The 18,581-nt window shown below is 55.1% G+C and carries 10 protein-coding genes, 4 tRNA genes and 4 rRNA genes; 3 read left to right on the top strand and 15 right to left on the bottom strand.

Annotation, left to right across the window (positions count from 1 at the left end; genetic code table 11):
- Positions 1-237: 237 nt before the first annotated feature.
- The 8 genes from ACPWMG_RS03750 to ACPWMG_RS03715 all read right to left on the bottom strand — a co-directional run bounded on the left by ACPWMG_RS03750 (position 238) and on the right by ACPWMG_RS03715 (position 7,686).
- Positions 238-313 (bottom strand) — tRNA-Ala (locus ACPWMG_RS03750).
- A 25-nt stretch (positions 314-338) separates the two neighbouring features.
- Positions 339-415: transfer RNA gene (locus tag ACPWMG_RS03745), tRNA-Ile, on the bottom strand.
- A gap of 109 nt (positions 416-524) precedes the next feature.
- Positions 525-2,057: ribosomal RNA gene (locus ACPWMG_RS03740) — 16S ribosomal RNA — on the bottom strand.
- 349 nt (positions 2,058-2,406) lie between these two features.
- A 5S ribosomal RNA gene (gene rrf, locus ACPWMG_RS03735) occupies positions 2,407-2,519 on the bottom strand.
- Positions 2,520-2,663: 144 nt separating this feature from the next.
- Positions 2,664-5,542: ribosomal RNA gene (locus tag ACPWMG_RS03730) — 23S ribosomal RNA — on the bottom strand.
- Between the two features lie 324 nt (positions 5,543-5,866).
- Positions 5,867-5,942 (bottom strand) — tRNA-Ala (locus ACPWMG_RS03725).
- A 25-nt stretch (positions 5,943-5,967) separates the two neighbouring features.
- Positions 5,968-6,044 (bottom strand) — tRNA-Ile (locus ACPWMG_RS03720).
- A gap of 109 nt (positions 6,045-6,153) precedes the next feature.
- Positions 6,154-7,686, bottom strand: a 16S ribosomal RNA gene (locus tag ACPWMG_RS03715).
- Together the 16S, 23S and 5S rRNA genes with 4 tRNA genes alongside form the textbook arrangement of a ribosomal RNA operon.
- 585 nt (positions 7,687-8,271) lie before the next feature.
- On the opposite strand from ACPWMG_RS03715, the gene ACPWMG_RS03710 reads away from it, so the two are divergent.
- Complete coding sequence (locus ACPWMG_RS03710) at positions 8,272-10,188, top strand: ABC-F family ATP-binding cassette domain-containing protein (RefSeq protein WP_483303322.1); 1,917 nt, start codon at positions 8,272-8,274, stop codon at positions 10,186-10,188.
- Between the two features lie 142 nt (positions 10,189-10,330).
- On the opposite strand, the gene ACPWMG_RS03705 is transcribed toward ACPWMG_RS03710, so the two are convergent.
- The 7 genes from ACPWMG_RS03705 to ACPWMG_RS03675 all read right to left on the bottom strand — a co-directional run bounded on the left by ACPWMG_RS03705 (position 10,331) and on the right by ACPWMG_RS03675 (position 16,655).
- Positions 10,331-11,413: a protein-glutamate methylesterase/protein-glutamine glutaminase gene (locus ACPWMG_RS03705; RefSeq protein ID WP_483303321.1), complete on the bottom strand. Its 1,083-nt coding sequence runs from the start codon at positions 11,411-11,413 to the stop codon at positions 10,331-10,333.
- Positions 11,414-11,425: 12 nt separating this feature from the next.
- Positions 11,426-12,136 carry a chemoreceptor glutamine deamidase CheD gene (cheD, locus tag ACPWMG_RS03700; protein WP_483305168.1) on the bottom strand — a complete coding sequence of 237 codons (711 nt, stop codon included), beginning with the start codon at positions 12,134-12,136 and terminating at the stop codon, positions 11,426-11,428.
- A gap of 108 nt (positions 12,137-12,244) precedes the next feature.
- Positions 12,245-13,102, bottom strand: a complete 858-nt coding sequence (locus ACPWMG_RS03695; protein WP_483303320.1) for a CheR family methyltransferase — start codon at positions 13,100-13,102, stop codon at positions 12,245-12,247.
- A 6-nt stretch (positions 13,103-13,108) separates the two neighbouring features.
- Positions 13,109-13,588, bottom strand: coding sequence for a chemotaxis protein CheW (locus ACPWMG_RS03690; RefSeq protein ID WP_483303319.1), 480 nt, complete (start codon positions 13,586-13,588; stop codon positions 13,109-13,111).
- A 56-nt stretch (positions 13,589-13,644) separates the two neighbouring features.
- Positions 13,645-15,762: a chemotaxis protein CheA gene (locus ACPWMG_RS03685; protein WP_483303318.1), complete on the bottom strand. Its 2,118-nt coding sequence runs from the start codon at positions 15,760-15,762 to the stop codon at positions 13,645-13,647.
- A gap of 35 nt (positions 15,763-15,797) precedes the next feature.
- A complete protein-coding gene (locus tag ACPWMG_RS03680) occupies positions 15,798-16,160 on the bottom strand; it encodes a response regulator (protein WP_483303317.1) in 363 nt (120 codons plus the stop codon).
- Between the two features lie 51 nt (positions 16,161-16,211).
- The gene (locus ACPWMG_RS03675) at positions 16,212-16,655 is read right to left on the bottom strand and encodes a hypothetical protein (protein WP_483303316.1); all 444 of its coding nucleotides are present in this window, start codon (positions 16,653-16,655) and stop codon (positions 16,212-16,214) included.
- A gap of 205 nt (positions 16,656-16,860) precedes the next feature.
- On the opposite strand from ACPWMG_RS03675, the gene ACPWMG_RS03670 reads away from it, so the two are divergent.
- Both ACPWMG_RS03670 and ACPWMG_RS03665 read left to right on the top strand, forming a co-directional pair.
- Positions 16,861-17,940 carry a sensor histidine kinase gene (locus tag ACPWMG_RS03670; RefSeq protein WP_483303315.1) on the top strand — a complete coding sequence of 360 codons (1,080 nt, stop codon included), beginning with the start codon at positions 16,861-16,863 and terminating at the stop codon, positions 17,938-17,940.
- Positions 17,937-18,566 carry a response regulator gene (locus tag ACPWMG_RS03665; RefSeq protein ID WP_483303314.1) on the top strand — a complete coding sequence of 210 codons (630 nt, stop codon included), beginning with the start codon at positions 17,937-17,939 and terminating at the stop codon, positions 18,564-18,566. Before ACPWMG_RS03670 ends, ACPWMG_RS03665 begins: the two co-directional genes overlap by 4 nt.
- Positions 18,567-18,581 lie beyond the last annotated feature (15 nt).

Raw genomic sequence — 18,581 nt, 5'->3', positions numbered from 1 at the left:
GCTTTCGCTTATTGTTTAAATATTTAGACCAAAGTCTGAATATTCGTTTTGACGCAATCAAAAATTTGTCGCTGGTGGCACGGTCTGCACTAAACCTTTACGAATGTGCAGTTTCCACCAGCAACGCTGATTAAACTCTATGAATTTTTAATGAACAGCCGATTGATCAAGAGATCTTGATCAACAACAAAACAGCCTTTTGCAAAGCTGCTTTGGTGTTGACTTCTATAAGTTTGTTGGTGGAGGTGACAGGACTCGAACCCGCTACCTATTGCTTGCAAAGCAACCGCTCTACCAGGTGAGCTACACCCCCAAGAAACCCTTTGCCATTGGAGGATTGGTGGGTCTGGTTGGTCTCGAACCAACGACCCCCGCCTTATCAAGACGGTGCTCTAACCAACTGAGCTACAGACCCGAGCCGGTCGCATTCAACCGATTCTGCTGCTTGCCAGATCTTCAGTCGTCAGCGACTACCTTCCAACAACCGATAAGTGTGGGCGTTCAAATTTGATTGCAGTTTCCAGAAAGGAGGTGATCCAGCCGCACCTTCCGATACGGCTACCTTGTTACGACTTCACCCCAGTCACGAACCCTGCCGTGGTAATCGCCCTCCTTGCGGTTAAGCTAACTACTTCTGGCAGAACCCGCTCCCATGGTGTGACGGGCGGTGTGTACAAGACCCGGGAACGTATTCACCGTGACATTCTGATCCACGATTACTAGCGATTCCGACTTCACGCAGTCGAGTTGCAGACTGCGATCCGGACTACGACTGGTTTTATGGGATTAGCTCCCCCTCGCGGGTTGGCAACCCTTTGTACCAGCCATTGTATGACGTGTGTAGCCCCACCTATAAGGGCCATGAGGACTTGACGTCATCCCCACCTTCCTCCGGTTTATCACCGGCAGTCTCACTAGAGTGCCCAACTAAATGTAGCAACTAATGACAAGGGTTGCGCTCGTTGCGGGACTTAACCCAACATCTCACGACACGAGCTGACGACAGCCATGCAGCACCTGTGTTACGGTTCTCTTTCGAGCACTAAGCCATCTCTGGCGAATTCCGTACATGTCAAAGGTGGGTAAGGTTTTTCGCGTTGCATCGAATTAAACCACATCATCCACCGCTTGTGCGGGTCCCCGTCAATTCCTTTGAGTTTCAACCTTGCGGCCGTACTCCCCAGGCGGTCAACTTCACGCGTTAGCTTCGTTACTGAGAAAGTGAATTCCCAACAACCAGTTGACATCGTTTAGGGCGTGGACTACCAGGGTATCTAATCCTGTTTGCTCCCCACGCTTTCGTGCATGAGCGTCAGTACAGGTCCAGGGGATTGCCTTCGCCATCGGTGTTCCTCCGCATATCTACGCATTTCACTGCTACACGCGGAATTCCATCCCCCTCTACCGTACTCTAGCTATACAGTCACAGATGCAGTTCCCAGGTTGAGCCCGGGGATTTCACAACTGTCTTATATAACCGCCTGCGCACGCTTTACGCCCAGTAATTCCGATTAACGCTCGCACCCTACGTATTACCGCGGCTGCTGGCACGTAGTTAGCCGGTGCTTATTCTTACGGTACCGTCATGGGCCCCTTGTATTAGAAAGGACCTTTTCGTTCCGTACAAAAGCAGTTTACAACCCGAAGGCCTTCATCCTGCACGCGGCATTGCTGGATCAGGCTTGCGCCCATTGTCCAAAATTCCCCACTGCTGCCTCCCGTAGGAGTCTGGACCGTGTCTCAGTTCCAGTGTGGCTGGTCGTCCTCTCAGACCAGCTACAGATCGCAGGCTTGGTGAGCCTTTACCTCACCAACTACCTAATCTGCCATCGGCCGCTCCACTCGCGCGAGGTCTTGCGATCCCCCGCTTTCATCCTTAGATCTTATGCGGTATTAGCACAGCTTTCGCTGCGTTATCCCCCACGATTGGGCACGTTCCGATGTATTACTCACCCGTTCGCCACTCGTCAGCATCCGAAGACCTGTTACCGTTCGACTTGCATGTGTAAGGCATGCCGCCAGCGTTCAATCTGAGCCAGGATCAAACTCTATAGTTCGATCTTGAATTTTTTCGCCCCTGACTATTACCACCAGAGGCCACTCATAAATTGGAATCAACGTGAACTTCATTTCTGAATTTCACATATTTCTATCTTCATGAGCGTTTGTAGTGCTATGCACTAGTTCCGAAGAACTTGGCAATCTCACTCAAACGCCCACGCTTATCGGCTGTATATTTTTAAGGAACCAGAACCAAAAAACTCTCGCTCTTTACTTCTTTTTTCGACTACCGCTGTGATCAGCAGAGCCTCGAATTATGACACGCATTTTGCGCTTTCCAGAAGACTTACCAAAAATCTTTTGGGAAGCGCCCAACTCTTTCGAGCTGGGCGTTTCTAGATAATAGCCTGACGATGACCTACTTTCACACGGGAACCCGCACTATCATCGGCGCGGAGTCGTTTCACTGTCCTGTTCGGGATGGGAAGGAGTGGGACCAACTCGCTATGGTCATCAGGCATAACTGTTTGCTGCTCTGACACATGTCAGGACAGCGAATTCATAGAGATTTAATCAGCACCGGGTTAGCTTTTGCAGCATACCGGTTGGTATTTTGAATGCGTCAACTTGGCATAACACCTTGATCTGACGATCAAAGTTATAGGGTCAAGCCGCACGAGCAATTAGTATCAGTTAGCTTAACGCATTACTGCGCTTCCACACCTGACCTATCAACGTCCTGGTCTTGAACGACTCTTTAGGGGGCTCAAGGCCCCGGCAGATCTCATCTTGAAACGAGTTTCCCGCTTAGATGCTTTCAGCGGTTATCTCTTCCACACTTAGCTACTCGGCAATGCCACTGGCGTGACAACCGATACACCAGAGGTGTGTCCACTCCGGTCCTCTCGTACTAGGAGCAGGCTTCCTCAAATCTGCAGCGCCCACGGAAGATAGGGACCAAACTGTCTCACGACGTTTTAAACCCAGCTCACGTACCTCTTTAAATGGCGAACAGCCATACCCTTGGGACCGGCTACAGCCCCAGGATGAGATGAGCCGACATCGAGGTGCCAAACACCGCCGTCGATATGAACTCTTGGGCGGTATCAGCCTGTTATCCCCAGAGTACCTTTTATCCGTTGAGCGATGGCCCTTCCATACAGAACCACCGGATCACTATGTCCTGCTTTCGCATCTGCTCGACTTGTCAGTCTCGCAGTTAAGCACGCTTATGCCATTGCACTATCGTCACGATGTCCGACCGTAACTAGCGTACCTTCGAACTCCTCCGTTACGCTTTGGGAGGAGACCGCCCCAGTCAAACTGCCTACCATGCACTGTCCCCGATCCAGATAATGGACCTAGGTTAGAACCTCAAACACACCAGGGTGGTATTTCAACGTTGGCTCCATGTGATCTAGCGACCACACTTCAAAGCCTCCCACCTATCCTACACAGATCTGTTCAAAGTCCAATACAAAGCTACAGTAAAGGTTCATGGGGTCTTTCCGTCTTTCCGCGGGGAGATTGCATCATCACAAACATTTCAACTTCGCTGAGTCTCAGGAGGAGACAGTGTGGCCATCGTTACGCCATTCGTGCAGGTCGGAACTTACCCGACAAGGAATTTCGCTACCTTAGGACCGTTATAGTTACGGCCGCCGTTTACTGGGACTTCAATCAAGAGCTTGCACCCCATCATTTAATCTTCCAGCACCGGGCAGGCGTCACACCCTATACGTCCACTTTCGTGTTTGCAGAGTGCTGTGTTTTTAATAAACAGTCGCAGCCACCGATTTTTTGCAACCTCATTGGGCTCCATCCGCGAGGGACTTCACCTACTAAAGGCACACCTTCTTCCGAAGTTACGGTGTCAATTTGCCGAGTTCCTTCTCCTGAGTTCTCTCAAGCGCCTTAGAATACTCATCTCGCGCACCAGTGTCGGTTTGCGGTACGGTCGTGTGTAGCTGAAGCTTAGTGGCTTTTCCTGGAAGCAGGGTATCACTCACTTCGGCTGCAAGCAGCCTCGTTATCACCCCTCATCTAAGCCCGGCGGATTTGCCTACCAGGCATGACTACAGGCTTGAACCAACATATCCAACAGTTGGCTGAGCTAACCTTCTCCGTCCCCACATCGCACTACACATCGGTACAGGAATATTGACCTGTTTCCCATCAACTACGCATCTCTGCCTCGCCTTAGGGGCCGACTCACTCTACGCCGATGAACGTTGCGTAGAAAACCTTGCGCTTACGGCGAGGGGGCTTTTCACCCCCTTTAACGCTACTCATGTCAGCATTCGCACTTCTGATACCTCCAGCACGCTTTACAACGCACCTTCACAGGCTTACAGAACGCTCTCCTACCACTTGCAATAAATTGCAAATCCGCAGCTTCGGTAACTGGCTTAGCCCCGTTACATCTTCCGCGCAGGACGACTCGATCAGTGAGCTATTACGCTTTCTTTAAATGATGGCTGCTTCTAAGCCAACATCCTGACTGTTTTAGCCTTCCCACTTCGTTTCCCACTTAGCCAATTTTAGGGACCTTAGCTGGCGGTCTGGGTTGTTTCCCTCTTGAGTCCGGACGTTAGCACCCGGTGCTCTGTCTCCCAAGCTGTACTCGTCGGTATTCGGAGTTTGCATTGGTTTGGTAAGTCGCCATGACCCCCTAGCCAAAACAGTGCTCTACCCCCGACGGTAATACTTGAGGCACTACCTAAATAGTTTTCGGAGAGAACCAGCTATTTCCAAGTTTGTTTAGCCTTTCACCCCTATCCACAGCTCATCCGCTAGTTTTGCAACACTAGTCGGTTCGGACCTCCAGTACCTGTTACGGCACCTTCATCCTGGCCATGGATAGCTCACTTGGTTTCGGGTCTACACCCAGCGACTAAGACGCCCTGTTCGGACTCGGTTTCCCTACGCCTTCCCTATTCGGTTAAGCTTGCCACTGAATGTAAGTCGCTGACCCATTATACAAAAGGTACGCAGTCACCCTTGCGGGCTCCTACTTTTTGTAAGCATGCGGTTTCAGGATCTATTTCACTCCCCTCCCGGGGTTCTTTTCGCCTTTCCCTCACGGTACTAGTTCACTATCGGTCAATGATGAGTATTTAGCCTTGGAGGATGGTCCCCCCATATTCAGACAGGATTTCTCGTGTCCCGCCCTACTTTTCGTTAGCTCAGTACCACACGTCTGTTTTCACGTACGGGGCTATCACCCACTATGGCCAACCTTTCCAGGTCGTTCCGTTAACAGTCGTGCTATCACTAACAGGCTTTTCCGATTTCGCTCGCCACTACTTTCGGAATCTCGGTTGATGTCTTTTCCTCGAGCTACTGAGATGTTTCAGTTCACCCGGTTCGCCTCGCATGACTATGTATTCATCATGCGATACCCCTAAGGGTGGGTTTCCCCATTCAGAAATCTCCGGATCAAAGCTAATTTGCCAGCTCCCCGAAGCTTATCGCAGGCTATCACGTCTTTCGTCGCCTATCATTGCCAAGGCATCCACCACATGCTCTTATTCACTTGACCCTATAACTTTGACGTTTCTTGCGAAACCTAAGTCATCTTCAAGGAATGATTGTTTGGTCTTTCACCAAACGCGTTATGCCGTAATAAGCTTTCGCTTATTGTTTAAATATTTAGACCAAAGTCTGAATATTCGTTTTGACGCAATCAAAAATTTGTCGCTGGTGGCACGGTCTGCACTAAACCTTTACGAATGTGCAGTTTCCACCAGCAACGCTGATTAAACTCTATGAATTTTTAATGAACAGCCGATTGATCAAGAGATCTTGATCAACAACAAAACAGCCTTTTGCAAAGCTGCTTTGGTGTTGACTTCTATAAGTTTGTTGGTGGAGGTGACAGGACTCGAACCCGCTACCTATTGCTTGCAAAGCAACCGCTCTACCAGGTGAGCTACACCCCCAAGAAACCCTTTGCCATTGGAGGATTGGTGGGTCTGGTTGGTCTCGAACCAACGACCCCCGCCTTATCAAGACGGTGCTCTAACCAACTGAGCTACAGACCCGAGCCGGTCGCATTCAACCGATTCTGCTGCTTGCCAGATCTTCAGTCGTCAGCGACTACCTTCCAACAACCGATAAGTGTGGGCGTTCAAATTTGATTGCAGTTTCCAGAAAGGAGGTGATCCAGCCGCACCTTCCGATACGGCTACCTTGTTACGACTTCACCCCAGTCACGAACCCTGCCGTGGTAATCGCCCTCCTTGCGGTTAAGCTAACTACTTCTGGCAGAACCCGCTCCCATGGTGTGACGGGCGGTGTGTACAAGACCCGGGAACGTATTCACCGTGACATTCTGATCCACGATTACTAGCGATTCCGACTTCACGCAGTCGAGTTGCAGACTGCGATCCGGACTACGACTGGTTTTATGGGATTAGCTCCCCCTCGCGGGTTGGCAACCCTTTGTACCAGCCATTGTATGACGTGTGTAGCCCCACCTATAAGGGCCATGAGGACTTGACGTCATCCCCACCTTCCTCCGGTTTATCACCGGCAGTCTCACTAGAGTGCCCAACTAAATGTAGCAACTAATGACAAGGGTTGCGCTCGTTGCGGGACTTAACCCAACATCTCACGACACGAGCTGACGACAGCCATGCAGCACCTGTGTTACGGTTCTCTTTCGAGCACTAAGCCATCTCTGGCGAATTCCGTACATGTCAAAGGTGGGTAAGGTTTTTCGCGTTGCATCGAATTAAACCACATCATCCACCGCTTGTGCGGGTCCCCGTCAATTCCTTTGAGTTTCAACCTTGCGGCCGTACTCCCCAGGCGGTCAACTTCACGCGTTAGCTTCGTTACTGAGAAAGTGAATTCCCAACAACCAGTTGACATCGTTTAGGGCGTGGACTACCAGGGTATCTAATCCTGTTTGCTCCCCACGCTTTCGTGCATGAGCGTCAGTACAGGTCCAGGGGATTGCCTTCGCCATCGGTGTTCCTCCGCATATCTACGCATTTCACTGCTACACGCGGAATTCCATCCCCCTCTACCGTACTCTAGCTATACAGTCACAGATGCAGTTCCCAGGTTGAGCCCGGGGATTTCACAACTGTCTTATATAACCGCCTGCGCACGCTTTACGCCCAGTAATTCCGATTAACGCTCGCACCCTACGTATTACCGCGGCTGCTGGCACGTAGTTAGCCGGTGCTTATTCTTACGGTACCGTCATGGGCCCCTTGTATTAGAAAGGACCTTTTCGTTCCGTACAAAAGCAGTTTACAACCCGAAGGCCTTCATCCTGCACGCGGCATTGCTGGATCAGGCTTGCGCCCATTGTCCAAAATTCCCCACTGCTGCCTCCCGTAGGAGTCTGGACCGTGTCTCAGTTCCAGTGTGGCTGGTCGTCCTCTCAGACCAGCTACAGATCGCAGGCTTGGTGAGCCTTTACCTCACCAACTACCTAATCTGCCATCGGCCGCTCCACTCGCGCGAGGTCTTGCGATCCCCCGCTTTCATCCTTAGATCTTATGCGGTATTAGCACAGCTTTCGCTGCGTTATCCCCCACGATTGGGCACGTTCCGATGTATTACTCACCCGTTCGCCACTCGTCAGCATCCGAAGACCTGTTACCGTTCGACTTGCATGTGTAAGGCATGCCGCCAGCGTTCAATCTGAGCCAGGATCAAACTCTATAGTTCGATCTTGAATTTTTTCGCCCCTGACTATTACCACCAGAGGCCACTCATAAATTGGAATCAACGTGAACTTCATTTCTGAATTTCACATATTTCTATCTTCATGAGCGTTTGTAGTGCTATGCACTAGTTCCGAAGAACTTGGCAATCTCACTCAAACGCCCACGCTTATCGGCTGTATATTTTTAAGGAACCAGAACCAAAAAACTCTCGCTCTTTACTTCTTTTTTCGACTACCGCTGTGATCAGCAGAGCCTCGAATTATATACCGAATTTTTTGCTACTTTCGAATTATTTTTTAAATTCTTTTTAGAACCCAAAACACTCGAAACAACCAAAACCCGACTACACGATCCATCGACTGACAACAAACACATTCATCATCAGCCGAGCCCTCGACTATAGCACCCTTTTACCCATCAACGCAAGTAGACCGCAAAAAGTTGCTGAAGATGCCGCTCTGCGAGACCCGACTTGGCTCGTTCACCTCTAGGCGCTGACACCTCCTCCATATTGAAGAACGCATTCGTGTGGGCAACACAGAGCGCCAAGCGTGTTGCAACCTGCGCAACCGATAATCCACCCACAATGGCACTTATCACCTTACTAGACGCGCAGTTGGCCTTCGGCCACGTCCCTCTGCTGGACCACGCAAACTTTTCCCTTGAATCAGCCGAACGTGTAGGCTTGATCGGCCGCAATGGCGCAGGGAAGTCTTCCATGCTCAAGATACTTGGAGGACTGGAGCGCCCCGATGACGGAACACTGCAGGTTCAGCAAGGTGTACGCATCGCTTATGTAGCGCAAGAATCGACGATCGACCCGACGTTGAACGTGTTCCAGGCGGTCAGTGCCGGCCTGGCCAAGGTGATTGCCATTCGAGACCTGTATCTCTCTGGTGCCGACGGGGTAGATCTCGATGCCCTGCAGTCGCAAATTGAAACCTATGACGCCTGGAACTGGGAAAACCGCGTTGATGAAACGCTGCAGCATCTGCACTTAGACCCCAATGCCCTGATCGGGAGCCTTTCAGGCGGAACCAACAAACGTGTCGCTTTGGCCCAAGCCCTGGTGACCAAGCCTGATGTCTTGTTATTAGATGAGCCAACCAACCACTTGGACTTGGACTCTATCGAGTGGCTGGAAGACTTGTTGGTTGACTTCAAGGGCAGCATCGTCACCATTACCCACGACCGTAGCTTCTTGAACCGTGTAGCCACCCGCATCGTAGAACTGGACCGTGGCAAGCTGAGCTCCTACCCTGGCAACTTTGAGCAATACGTTGCGCAGAAGGATGAGCAGATGGCGCAAGAAGCCGTCATCAACGCCAAGGCAGACAAACTACTGGCCCAGGAAGAGATCTGGGTTCGCAAAGGTGTTGAAGCCCGACGCACCCGTAGCCAAAGCCGCATCGGCCGCTTGGAGGCGCTACGCGCCTCCCGCGCGGCCCGGCGCGACGCCGTCGGCCGCGTCAACATGGACGTGGCGTCTGGCCAGAACAGCGGCAAGATCGTGGCTGAGCTGACCGAGGTGAGCAAAGCCTTTGGTGACAAGGTGATCGTTGACAAGTTCAGTGGCGTGATCCTGCGGGGCGACAAGATTGGCTTGCTGGGTGTCAACGGTGCCGGCAAGACGACTTTGCTCAAACTGATCTTGGGCACTCTGCAAGCTGACAGCGGCACGGTGCGCCAAGGCGCCAACTTGCAAATCGCCTACTTCGACCAGATGCGTAACAACCTCGATCTGGACGCGACGCTGGAGGACTTCATCAGCCCCGGCAGTGAGTGGATTGAAATTGGCAACCAGCGTAAGCACGTGAAGAGCTATTTGAGCGACTTCCTGTTCTCGCCCGCGCGTGCCAACTCCCCTGTGCGTTCGCTCTCCGGTGGTGAGCGCAACCGACTGCTGCTGGCCCGCTTGTTTGCGCGCCCGGCCAACGTATTGGTGCTGGACGAACCCACCAATGACCTGGACATTGACACGCTTGAGCTGTTGGAAGAACTCCTGCAGAACTACGACGGCACTGTGTTTCTGGTGAGCCACGACCGCGCCTTCTTGGACAACGTGGTCACCGACATCATTGCCCACGAGCCCGACGAGCGCCCTGGCTTCTGGCGCGAATATGAGGGCAGCGTGCAGGATTGGCTGATTCAGAGCAAACGCTCACGCGCCATTGCCGACAGCAACAAAAAGGCCGAGGCCAAGTCAGCTGCGCCGGCCGCCGCTCCTGCTGTCGAGACAAAGGCCACTGCTGTTGCCGCAGCCCCAGCCGCCCCTGCAGTCAAAGCCCGCAAGCTGAGCTACAAAGAGCAGCGCGAGTTGGAGGCGCTCCCTGCGCAGATCGCCGCCCTGGAAACCGAGCAGGCCTCAATCAACAAAGATCTGGCCGACGGCAAGCTATACGCTACCGACGGCACCCGTGCCAGCGCTCTGGCACAACGCAGCACGGAGATTGACGACTTGCTGATGCAAGCCTTGGAGCGCTGGGAAACATTGGGCGGCTGAGTTCCCCGCATGCGCAAGCAGCCATAAATCAATATTGATAGCTGCTTGCGCTTATGCAGATTGCCTAGATCGGCAAAAAGCTCATAAACAAAAAGGGCACCATCCGAAAAGAAGGTGCCCTTTCTTACTGGGAGACGAAATCCTAAATCCGGTTGTGCAGCCGATCGCCACTGGCGCCAATCTTGGCTAACAAAGCCGGCGCAATCTTGTCCAGCGGCAACACCTCGTCGGCCGCGCCGTGTGCAATGGCTTCACGTGGCATACCAAAAACCACACAACTGGCTTCGTCCTGCACGAAGTTGTAGCTGCCTTTGTCGCGCATCTCGCGCATGGCCTTGGCGCCGTCGTTGCCCATCCCCGTCAGCATGATGCCGTAGGCGTTGCGGCCCACCACAGCGGCGGCGGACAGGAACAGCACTTCAACCGACGGCTTGTGGCGGTTCACCGGCTCGGTGTCTTCCACCACCGCCACGTAGTTGGCGCCGCTGCGGCTCACGCTGAACTGCTTGCCACCGGGTGCGATGTAGGCGTGGCCCGGCAAGATACGCTCGCCGTGCACGGCTTCTTTCACCGTGATCTGGCACAAACCGTTAAGGCGTGCCGCAAAACTGGTGGTAAAGCCCGGTGGCATGTGTTGCGTGATGACGATGGCAGGCGCATCGGCTGGCATCTTCAGCAGCACTTCTTTCACGGCTTCGGTGCCACCGGTGGAGGCGCCAATGCAAATCATCTTCTCGGTCGACACACGGCCAAGCAAGGTGGCAGGCTTCACGGCTGGCGGAGGCGCAGCACCCGGTGCCGGCGCAGGCGCACGCTTGAACTTGGCCACCGAGGCGACACGAATCTTCTCGACAATCTGGGAAGCCAGATCGTTCAAACCGCTCGCCAGGCCAATACGCGGCTTGGCCACAAAGTCGACTGCGCCCAACTCCAGCGCACGCAAGGTGACTTCGGCACCTTTGTCGGTCAACGTGGAAATCATCACCACTGGCATTGGGCGCAAACGCATCAACCGGCCCAGGAAGTCGATGCCATCCATGCGCGGCATTTCCACGTCCAGCGTGATCACATCCGGGTTCAACTCGCGGATCATCTCGCGCGCAATCAACGGGTCGTTGGCCACGCCGATGCACACCATATCGTGCTGGCGGTTAATGATCTCGGTCAACAAACTGCGCACCAGCGCGGAGTCATCTACGACTACGACTCTGATCTTACTCATCACCAACCTCTCAAACTAAAACAGGTCCACCGAGCCACCAGAGGTGCTCTTCGCCACCGTGGCCGCATTACCCTTGCGCTCAATGGTGGCGGTGTCGGGATGGGCGTGCGCCAATCGCTTCACCATGGCTTTGCCGGTGACCGGGAAAAAACAGACTTTGCGCGGATAGATATCCAGCACGTCTTGCGACAGCAGCGGAATGCGCTCCGTGTGCAGATAGTCAATGACAAACTGCGTGTTGCGCTCGCCCACATTCATGGTGGTGAAGTTGCTCATCACCTGCCCGCCACCAAAAATCTTGGCCTGCAAAGACTCACGCCGCGCGCCCGACTTCAGCATCTCGTTGATCAACAACTCCATCGCGTACGAGCCGTAGCGCCCCAGGCCTGTGCCGTCGTCGCCATCAGGCAGCATGAAATGGTTCATACCGCCCACACGGGCATGCGAATCCCATAGGCAAGCCGCGATACACGACCCCAACACGGTCATGATGACCAAATTTTCGTTGGACACAAAATACTCGCCAGGCAAGATTTTGACGGCGTTGTACTGGAAATGATGGTCGAAGAAGAAGAACGAAGCCTCACCTGGCTTGCGCCTGACAGCCTTGAGCTCGTCGATGGTGGACGTATGCGCCTCAGCAGACGCAGGCCGCACAGGGGCATTCACCCGCGATCCGGAGCGCCGCTCGGGAATGGGGCCGTTGGTCAAGACGCCTGCTGCCATGCGCTGCGCTAGCGTCGGCCCACCGGTTCTAGGAATATCCATGGTCGTTGGCACCCACTCGATTAAAAAACTGTAGCCAAACCAGCCACACCTCGTCTTTGCACGTGTTTACTGCCGCTCATACACCGTCTTGCCGCGCAAGACAAACAAATCGCGCGACTCGCTGAAGTTCTCTGCATGCCCCACAAACAGCATGCCGCCGGGCTTCATCACCCGATGGATGCGCTCCAGCACAGCGCGCTGGGTAGGGGCATCAAAATAAATCATCACGTTGCGGCAAAACACAGCGTCAAAGTGATCGCGAAATGGCCAGTCGTTCTTGATCAGGTTAACGATCAGGAAATCAATAAACCGCCGCACCTCGGGCTTGGCTCGGATCAAGCCGGTATTGCCGCCCTTGCCCCGCAGAAAAAACTTCTGCAGGCGCTCAGGGCTCATGCCCTTCAGATTGTCCAGCCGGTAAATGCCTTGCGATGCGGTGGCCAGCACCTTTGAATCGATGTCACTCGCCGACAGCTTGAACTGCGCATTTGCCCCCAGCGCTTCAATCGCCGTCATGACGATCGAATAGGGCTCCTCGCCGGTAGACGCCGCGCTGCACCACACACTCCAAGGCGTCCCCACGGGTTTGGATTTGAGCAAGGAGGAGAAAATCTCGAAGTGGTGTTGTTCGCGGAAAAACGCCGTCAAATTGGTCGTCAACGCGTTGATGAACTCCTGCCATTCAGGGCCGTCCGTCTGCTCCAACCAGCCGAGATAGTCGCGAAAGCTGGTATGGCCGGTATCACGCAAGCGCCGCGACAAGCGGCTGTACACCATGGCGTGTTTGCCCTCGTGCAGATTGATGCCTGCACGCTGGTAAATCAACGACCGCACACGCGTGAAGTCTGCATTCGTCCACACAAACTCCCGCCCGTCAGGAGAGACGCCCCCTGATTCTGCCGCGCTGACAGCCGTAGAAACCATGGTCCCTTAAGGGGCAACCAAGCCCATATCGGTGCTGGACATCAAGCGCTCGATGTCCAACAAAATCAACATGCGCTCGCCCAGCGAGCCCAGGCCCAGAATACAGTCGTTGCTGACAATGCTCTCAATATCCGGCGCAGACTTCACGTTCTCGGGCTGGAGTTCCAGCACATCGCTCACCGAGTCCACCACGATGCCGACTATGCGGCTGCCCAGGTTCAAGATGATCACCACCGTGAGGCTGCTGTACTCCGCCTCTGAGCAATTGAACTTCAACCGCATGTCAACGATGGGCACAATCGTGCCGCGCAGGTTCACCACCCCTTTGATGAAAGGTGGCGCGTTGGCAATGCGCGTAGGTGCTTCGTAGCCACGGATCTCCTGTACCTTCAGGATGTCGATCCCATACTCTTCCTGGCTCAGACGAAACGTCAGGTATTCCCGCGCGGTTGCCGTCAAATCACCAGCTTTCTCTGCTGCTCCCATGGAGTCTCTCCTTCAATTCAAGCTCGCGAATTAGCGAACATGCTCAGGCCAAATAATCAGTGTCGCGAACGGCGAACCAAAGCGCCAATGTCCAGAATCAGTGCCACTTTGCCGTCGCCCATGATGGTTGCGCCCGACACGTTGGCCACCTTCTGGTAATTCGATTCCAGGTTCTTCACCACCACTTGGTGCTGGCCCAGCAATTCGTTGACCAGCAAGGCCACGCGGCTGCCTTCCGATTCCACCACCACCATGATGCTGCTGTTCTTGTCGTCCGCCGAACGCGGTACCTGGAACACGCGCTCCAGTTCGATGACGGGCATGAACTCCTCACGCACCTTCACCAACTGCGAACCTTGCGCCACGGTGCTCACGGCTTCGTCGTCCACTTGGAACGACTCCACCACCGACGACAGCGGCAAGATGTAGACCTCATCACCCACGCTGACCGACATGCCATCCATGATGGCCAGCGTCAGCGGCAAGCGCACCGACACCTTCATGCCCTGGCCTTCGTTCGATTCGATGTCGACCGTGCCATTGAGTGCAGCGATGTTTCGCTTCACCACGTCCATGCCAACACCGCGGCCGGACACATCGGTCACCGTCTCGGCAGTCGAGAAGCCTGGTGCAAAGATCAGTTGCCAGACTTCGGCATCCGACATGGAGTTGCTGACATCCAGTCCGCGCTCGCGTGCCTTGGCCAAAATTTTCTCGCGCGACATGCCCCGACCGTCATCGCGCACGTCGATCACGATAGAGCCGCCCTGGTGCGAAGCCGCCAAGGTAATGGTGCCATGCGGCGTTTTACCCGCAGCGATACGGTCTTGCGGCATTTCCACGCCGTGGTCACAACTGTTGCGCACCAAGTGGGTCAATGGGTCGGTGATCTTCTCCACCAGGCCCTTGTCGAGTTCGGTGGCTTCACCCTGCGTCACAAACTCCACCTTCTTGCCCAGCTTGTTGGCCAGGTCGCGCAGCATGCGTGGGAAGCGGTTGAACACGATGGACATCGGAATCATCCGGATCGACATCACCGACTCTTGCAGGTCGCGGGTGTTGCGGTCCAGATCGGCCAAGCCGGCAAACAGTTGCTGGTTCAGCGCCGGATCGAGCCCGTGGCTGTTTTGCGCCAACATGGCTTGCGTGATCACCAACTCACCCACCAAGTTGATCAGTTGATCAACCTTCTTCACGTCCACACGGATGGTGGTCGCTTCCAGTTGGGTTGAGGCGCCACCAGCCTTGGCTGCAGCAGGCTCGGCCTTGGCCGCAGCGGCTGAAGCAACAGCGGGTGCCGCAGCGGGCGCCGGAGCAGCCGCTTCCTCTGGGCCGCCGGGCGCACCCGAGAAAAAGCCATATTCCTCGCCAGGCGCCACGGGTGGGCCTGCGGGCTCTTCTGGTGGCTCGGTGATGTCGCGGATGTGCACCAGCTCGCGCTGCACGTGGAAGATGAACAGGTCCAGCAGATCTTCGTTCGTCGAACTGGTGACCGCCTCAAACAAGCGCATGTCTTTGCGGTCGGTTGGCAAAGCCTTGACCGTGCCCAGGCCCGGAATGTCGCGGAACAGGTCGGTGATGGCATCGGCCTGCTCGGGGTGCTCCATCGGTCCGATGCTCAGTTCCAGCAAACGCGAGCCTTCTGGCGGCCGAGGCGCTGCAGCAGCAACCACGGGGGCTGGCGCAGCGACCACAGGCGCGGGAGCAGGTGCTGCAACCGGCGCGGGTGCAGCCCCCTCGCCAGGCACTTCACCTGCCACCAGTGCGGCAATACGCTTGACCAAAGCCGAGGTGGAAATCGCTTCACCCTCACCGCCAGCCTGGTGGCGCGCCAACAAGCTGCGCGATGCGTCTGCCGACTCCAGCAACGCGTCCACCATCGGCGGAATCATCTTCAATTCGTGACGGCGCAAACGGTCGAGCAACGACTCCATCTGGTGGGTCAGCTCGGCCACATCGGCAAAGCCAAAGGTGGCGGCGCCGCCCTTGATGGAGTGTGCGCAACGGAAAATGCCGTTGAGTTCCTCGTCCCCCGTTTCGGCCGGATCAATGTCGAGCAGCATCTGCTCCATTTGATCCAAGTTTTCACCCGCTTCCTCAAAGAAGATTTGATAGAACTGGGTTAGATCGAAGTCTGCCCCACCACCGGATGAATCGTGCTGCGTTTCAGCCATACTGACTCCTGTTATGCAACGTACGCCAACTTGGCTTAACGAATGACCTTCTTGATCACTTCGATCAAGCGGGTCGGATCAAAGGGTTTGACCAGCCAGCCAGTGGCACCGGCCGTTTTACCGGCCTGCTTCATCTGGTCGCTCGACTCAGTGGTCAAAATCAAAATCGGAATGGTCTTGAAACGATCGTCCTGCCGCAACATGCGGGTCAGGCCGAGGCCGTCCAGCCGCGGCATGTTCTGGTCGGCCAAGACCAGATCAATCTTATGGGCCTGTGCTTTTTCGAAGGCATCCTGGCCATCCACCGCCTCAATGACTTGGTAGCCAGCACCAGTCAACGTGAAAGACACCATCTTTCGCATAGAGGGTGAGTCGTCAACGGCAAGTATCGAATGCATGAAAGGCTCCAACAAATTGGGAAGTGTTCAATCTAAAACTACACACATGTCTTAAAAAAGCTCAATGGAGCCTGCCTCCATCTCACTCTGCGTGACCGGATTAGGGCGATCGGCGGGAACAGTCTCGAACGGTGCGGGTTCTTCACCCTCTTCGTTGCCCATGGTTTCCAGCGCCAAGCGCGCCGCGCACCCTTGAAGCAACTTGGTCGTATGCACGATCAATTGCGAAGCCATGTCTTGAAACTGCAATTCGGTGACAGCTGCACGCAGCGTCTCCCGCATATCGTCAAGTTCGGCCATGTTCTGAAGCCCTGGTGCAGACAATTGCTGGTGCGCAATGTCAAAACGCAGCATCAGGTTCTCCATGGTGTGGCTCAACAGCCCTTCGAGTCGGCCCAGATCGTGCATCACCACCAGCAACGAGTCTTGAACCTCGGCCACAGCCATGACTGGTACCAGAACTGAAGGTTCGGACGATGAAGGGTCTTTTTGCATGTATTCTCCGAGGCAGCCGGTAGTCCATGGACAGAATTCTCGGGATCAGGCCTGATATTAATTCCATTTGACAATTTGTTACCCTGTGGGCTGCAAAATTCCAGCCGAAACCTGCTCTAACAGGTCCACTTTCGCCTTGCAGGCAACAAATGACCGAGCCACTGTTCCTTTCATGAGTCGCGCGCCCCACTCCCATGCCATTCGGATGTTACATCTCGAAGACTCCGAGGTGGATCACCAACTGGTGAAGCACGCGCTACGCCGCGACGGTGTGGAGTTCAGTATCGTTCGAGTAGACACCCTCGTCGAGTTTGAAGAACAGGTGGAAACCCAGCCTTTTGACGTAATCCTGGCCGACTACCGCCTGCCCGGATTTACCGCCATCGACGCCTGGAATGCGCTGCGCCAATCGAAACATCAGCCGCCATTTGTGTTGCTGTCTGGTGCCATTGGCGAGGCCGCTGCGGTGGACGCCATTCGGCTCGGCTTCAGCGATTACCTGCTCAAAGACAACATCAACAAACTCGGCCACGTGATCCAGCGCGCGATTGAAGTGGCCGAGACACGGCGCGCCAAGGAAAAAGCCGATGCCGAACTGGCCGCCTCGGAGCGCCGCTTGGGCGAATTGGCAGAACACTTACAAACTTCCATCGAGCAAGAACGCGCAGCCATCGCCCGCGAGGTACACGACGACATTGGCGGCGCACTGGCCGCCGTCAACCTGGATTTGGCTTGGCTGGCCCGCCACCACCGCGACGCGACCTCGGCCGCCCACATCACATCGGCCATGGAGATGCTGCAGCACGCACTCGGTGCCAGCCAACGCATCATGATGGATCTGCGCCCACCGATCCTCGACCAGGGGCTGGTGGCAGCGGTGCAATGGCTGGGCCAATCATTTCAGAAGCGCACGGGTATACCCGTCACCTTCCACGCCAACCACGAAAAAATCCAGGTCAGCAAAGCCATTCAATTGGTGGCTTACCGCACCGCACAAGAAGCCTTGACTAACATCTCCAAACACGCCGCTTGCAGCGCCGTGCAAATGGAGCTGTCGGACCATGAACAGGTGTTGACCCTGGAGGTCTCCGACAACGGTGGCGGCCTGAGCAAACCGGCCCTCGACAAACCCAAGGCATTCGGCCTGCGCGGCTTGAGCGAGCGCGCCAAAACGGTGGGCGGCTGGCTCGACATCAGTAGCCGCGACGGCCGCGGCACGTCCATCATTCTTTCCATTCCTCTGTCGCCCGAGGCGACAGATCCCAGCAGCGGAAGCGCCCCATGATCCATGTAGTTCTTTGTGATGACCACGCGGTGGTGCGCCGTGGCGTGCGTGACATGTTGTCGGAGTCTGCCGACATCGAAATCACCGGCGAGGCTGCCAGCTATGCCGAAGTGCGCGAAGTGCTGCGCACCAAACCGTGCGATGTGCTGGTGCTGGACCTGAACATGCCTGGGCGCGGCGGCCTGGAAGTGCTGGCGACCCTGCGTGAGACCGACTCGCCGATCAAGGTGTTGGTGGTGTCGATGTACCCCGAAGACCAGTACGCCATTCGCTGCTTGCGGGCCGGTGCCCAGGGCTATATCAACAAAGCCTCGGACCCCGAGCAGCTGCTGGCCGCCGTACGCACCATCATGCAAGGGCGCAAGTACGTGACCGCTGAAGTGGCCCAAATGCTGGTGGAGAGTTTGTCGAAACCGGCGCTCGATGCGCCACACGCCGCGCTGTCGGAACGCGAACTGCAAACGTTGTTGAAAATCGCCTCGGGCAAACGCCTGTCAGACATTGCCGAAGAACTGATGCTCAGCCCCAAAACCGTGAGCGTGTACCGCACCCGTGTGCTCGAAAAATTGAAGCTCACCAACAACGCGGAACTGACGGTCTACGCCATCCGCAACAATCTGGTCTAGACCTGACGCGCTCAC

The sequence above is a fragment of the Hydrophilobacter chitinilyticus genome, assembly GCF_049860745.1.
Lineage (GTDB): Bacteria > Pseudomonadota > Gammaproteobacteria > Burkholderiales > Burkholderiaceae_C > Rhodoferax_B.
The sequence above is the reverse complement of the archived record's forward strand: the minus strand, read 5'-3'. Positions and strand labels throughout refer to the sequence as shown.

Coding starts and splice junctions, on each gene's coding strand:
- ACPWMG_RS03710 (WP_483303322.1), top strand. CDS start 8,272: ATGGCACTTATCACCTTACTAGACGCGCAGTTGGCCTTCGGCCACGTC.
- cheD (WP_483305168.1), bottom strand. CDS start 12,136: ATGGCAGCAGGCGTCTTGACCAACGGCCCCATTCCCGAGCGGCGCTCC.
- ACPWMG_RS03695 (WP_483303320.1), bottom strand. CDS start 13,102: ATGGTTTCTACGGCTGTCAGCGCGGCAGAATCAGGGGGCGTCTCTCCT.
- ACPWMG_RS03690 (WP_483303319.1), bottom strand. CDS start 13,588: ATGGGAGCAGCAGAGAAAGCTGGTGATTTGACGGCAACCGCGCGGGAA.
- ACPWMG_RS03685 (WP_483303318.1), bottom strand. CDS start 15,762: ATGGCTGAAACGCAGCACGATTCATCCGGTGGTGGGGCAGACTTCGAT.
- ACPWMG_RS03680 (WP_483303317.1), bottom strand. CDS start 16,160: ATGCATTCGATACTTGCCGTTGACGACTCACCCTCTATGCGAAAGATG.
- ACPWMG_RS03675 (WP_483303316.1), bottom strand. CDS start 16,655: ATGCAAAAAGACCCTTCATCGTCCGAACCTTCAGTTCTGGTACCAGTC.
- ACPWMG_RS03670 (WP_483303315.1), top strand. CDS start 16,861: ATGTTACATCTCGAAGACTCCGAGGTGGATCACCAACTGGTGAAGCAC.
- ACPWMG_RS03665 (WP_483303314.1), top strand. CDS start 17,937: ATGATCCATGTAGTTCTTTGTGATGACCACGCGGTGGTGCGCCGTGGC.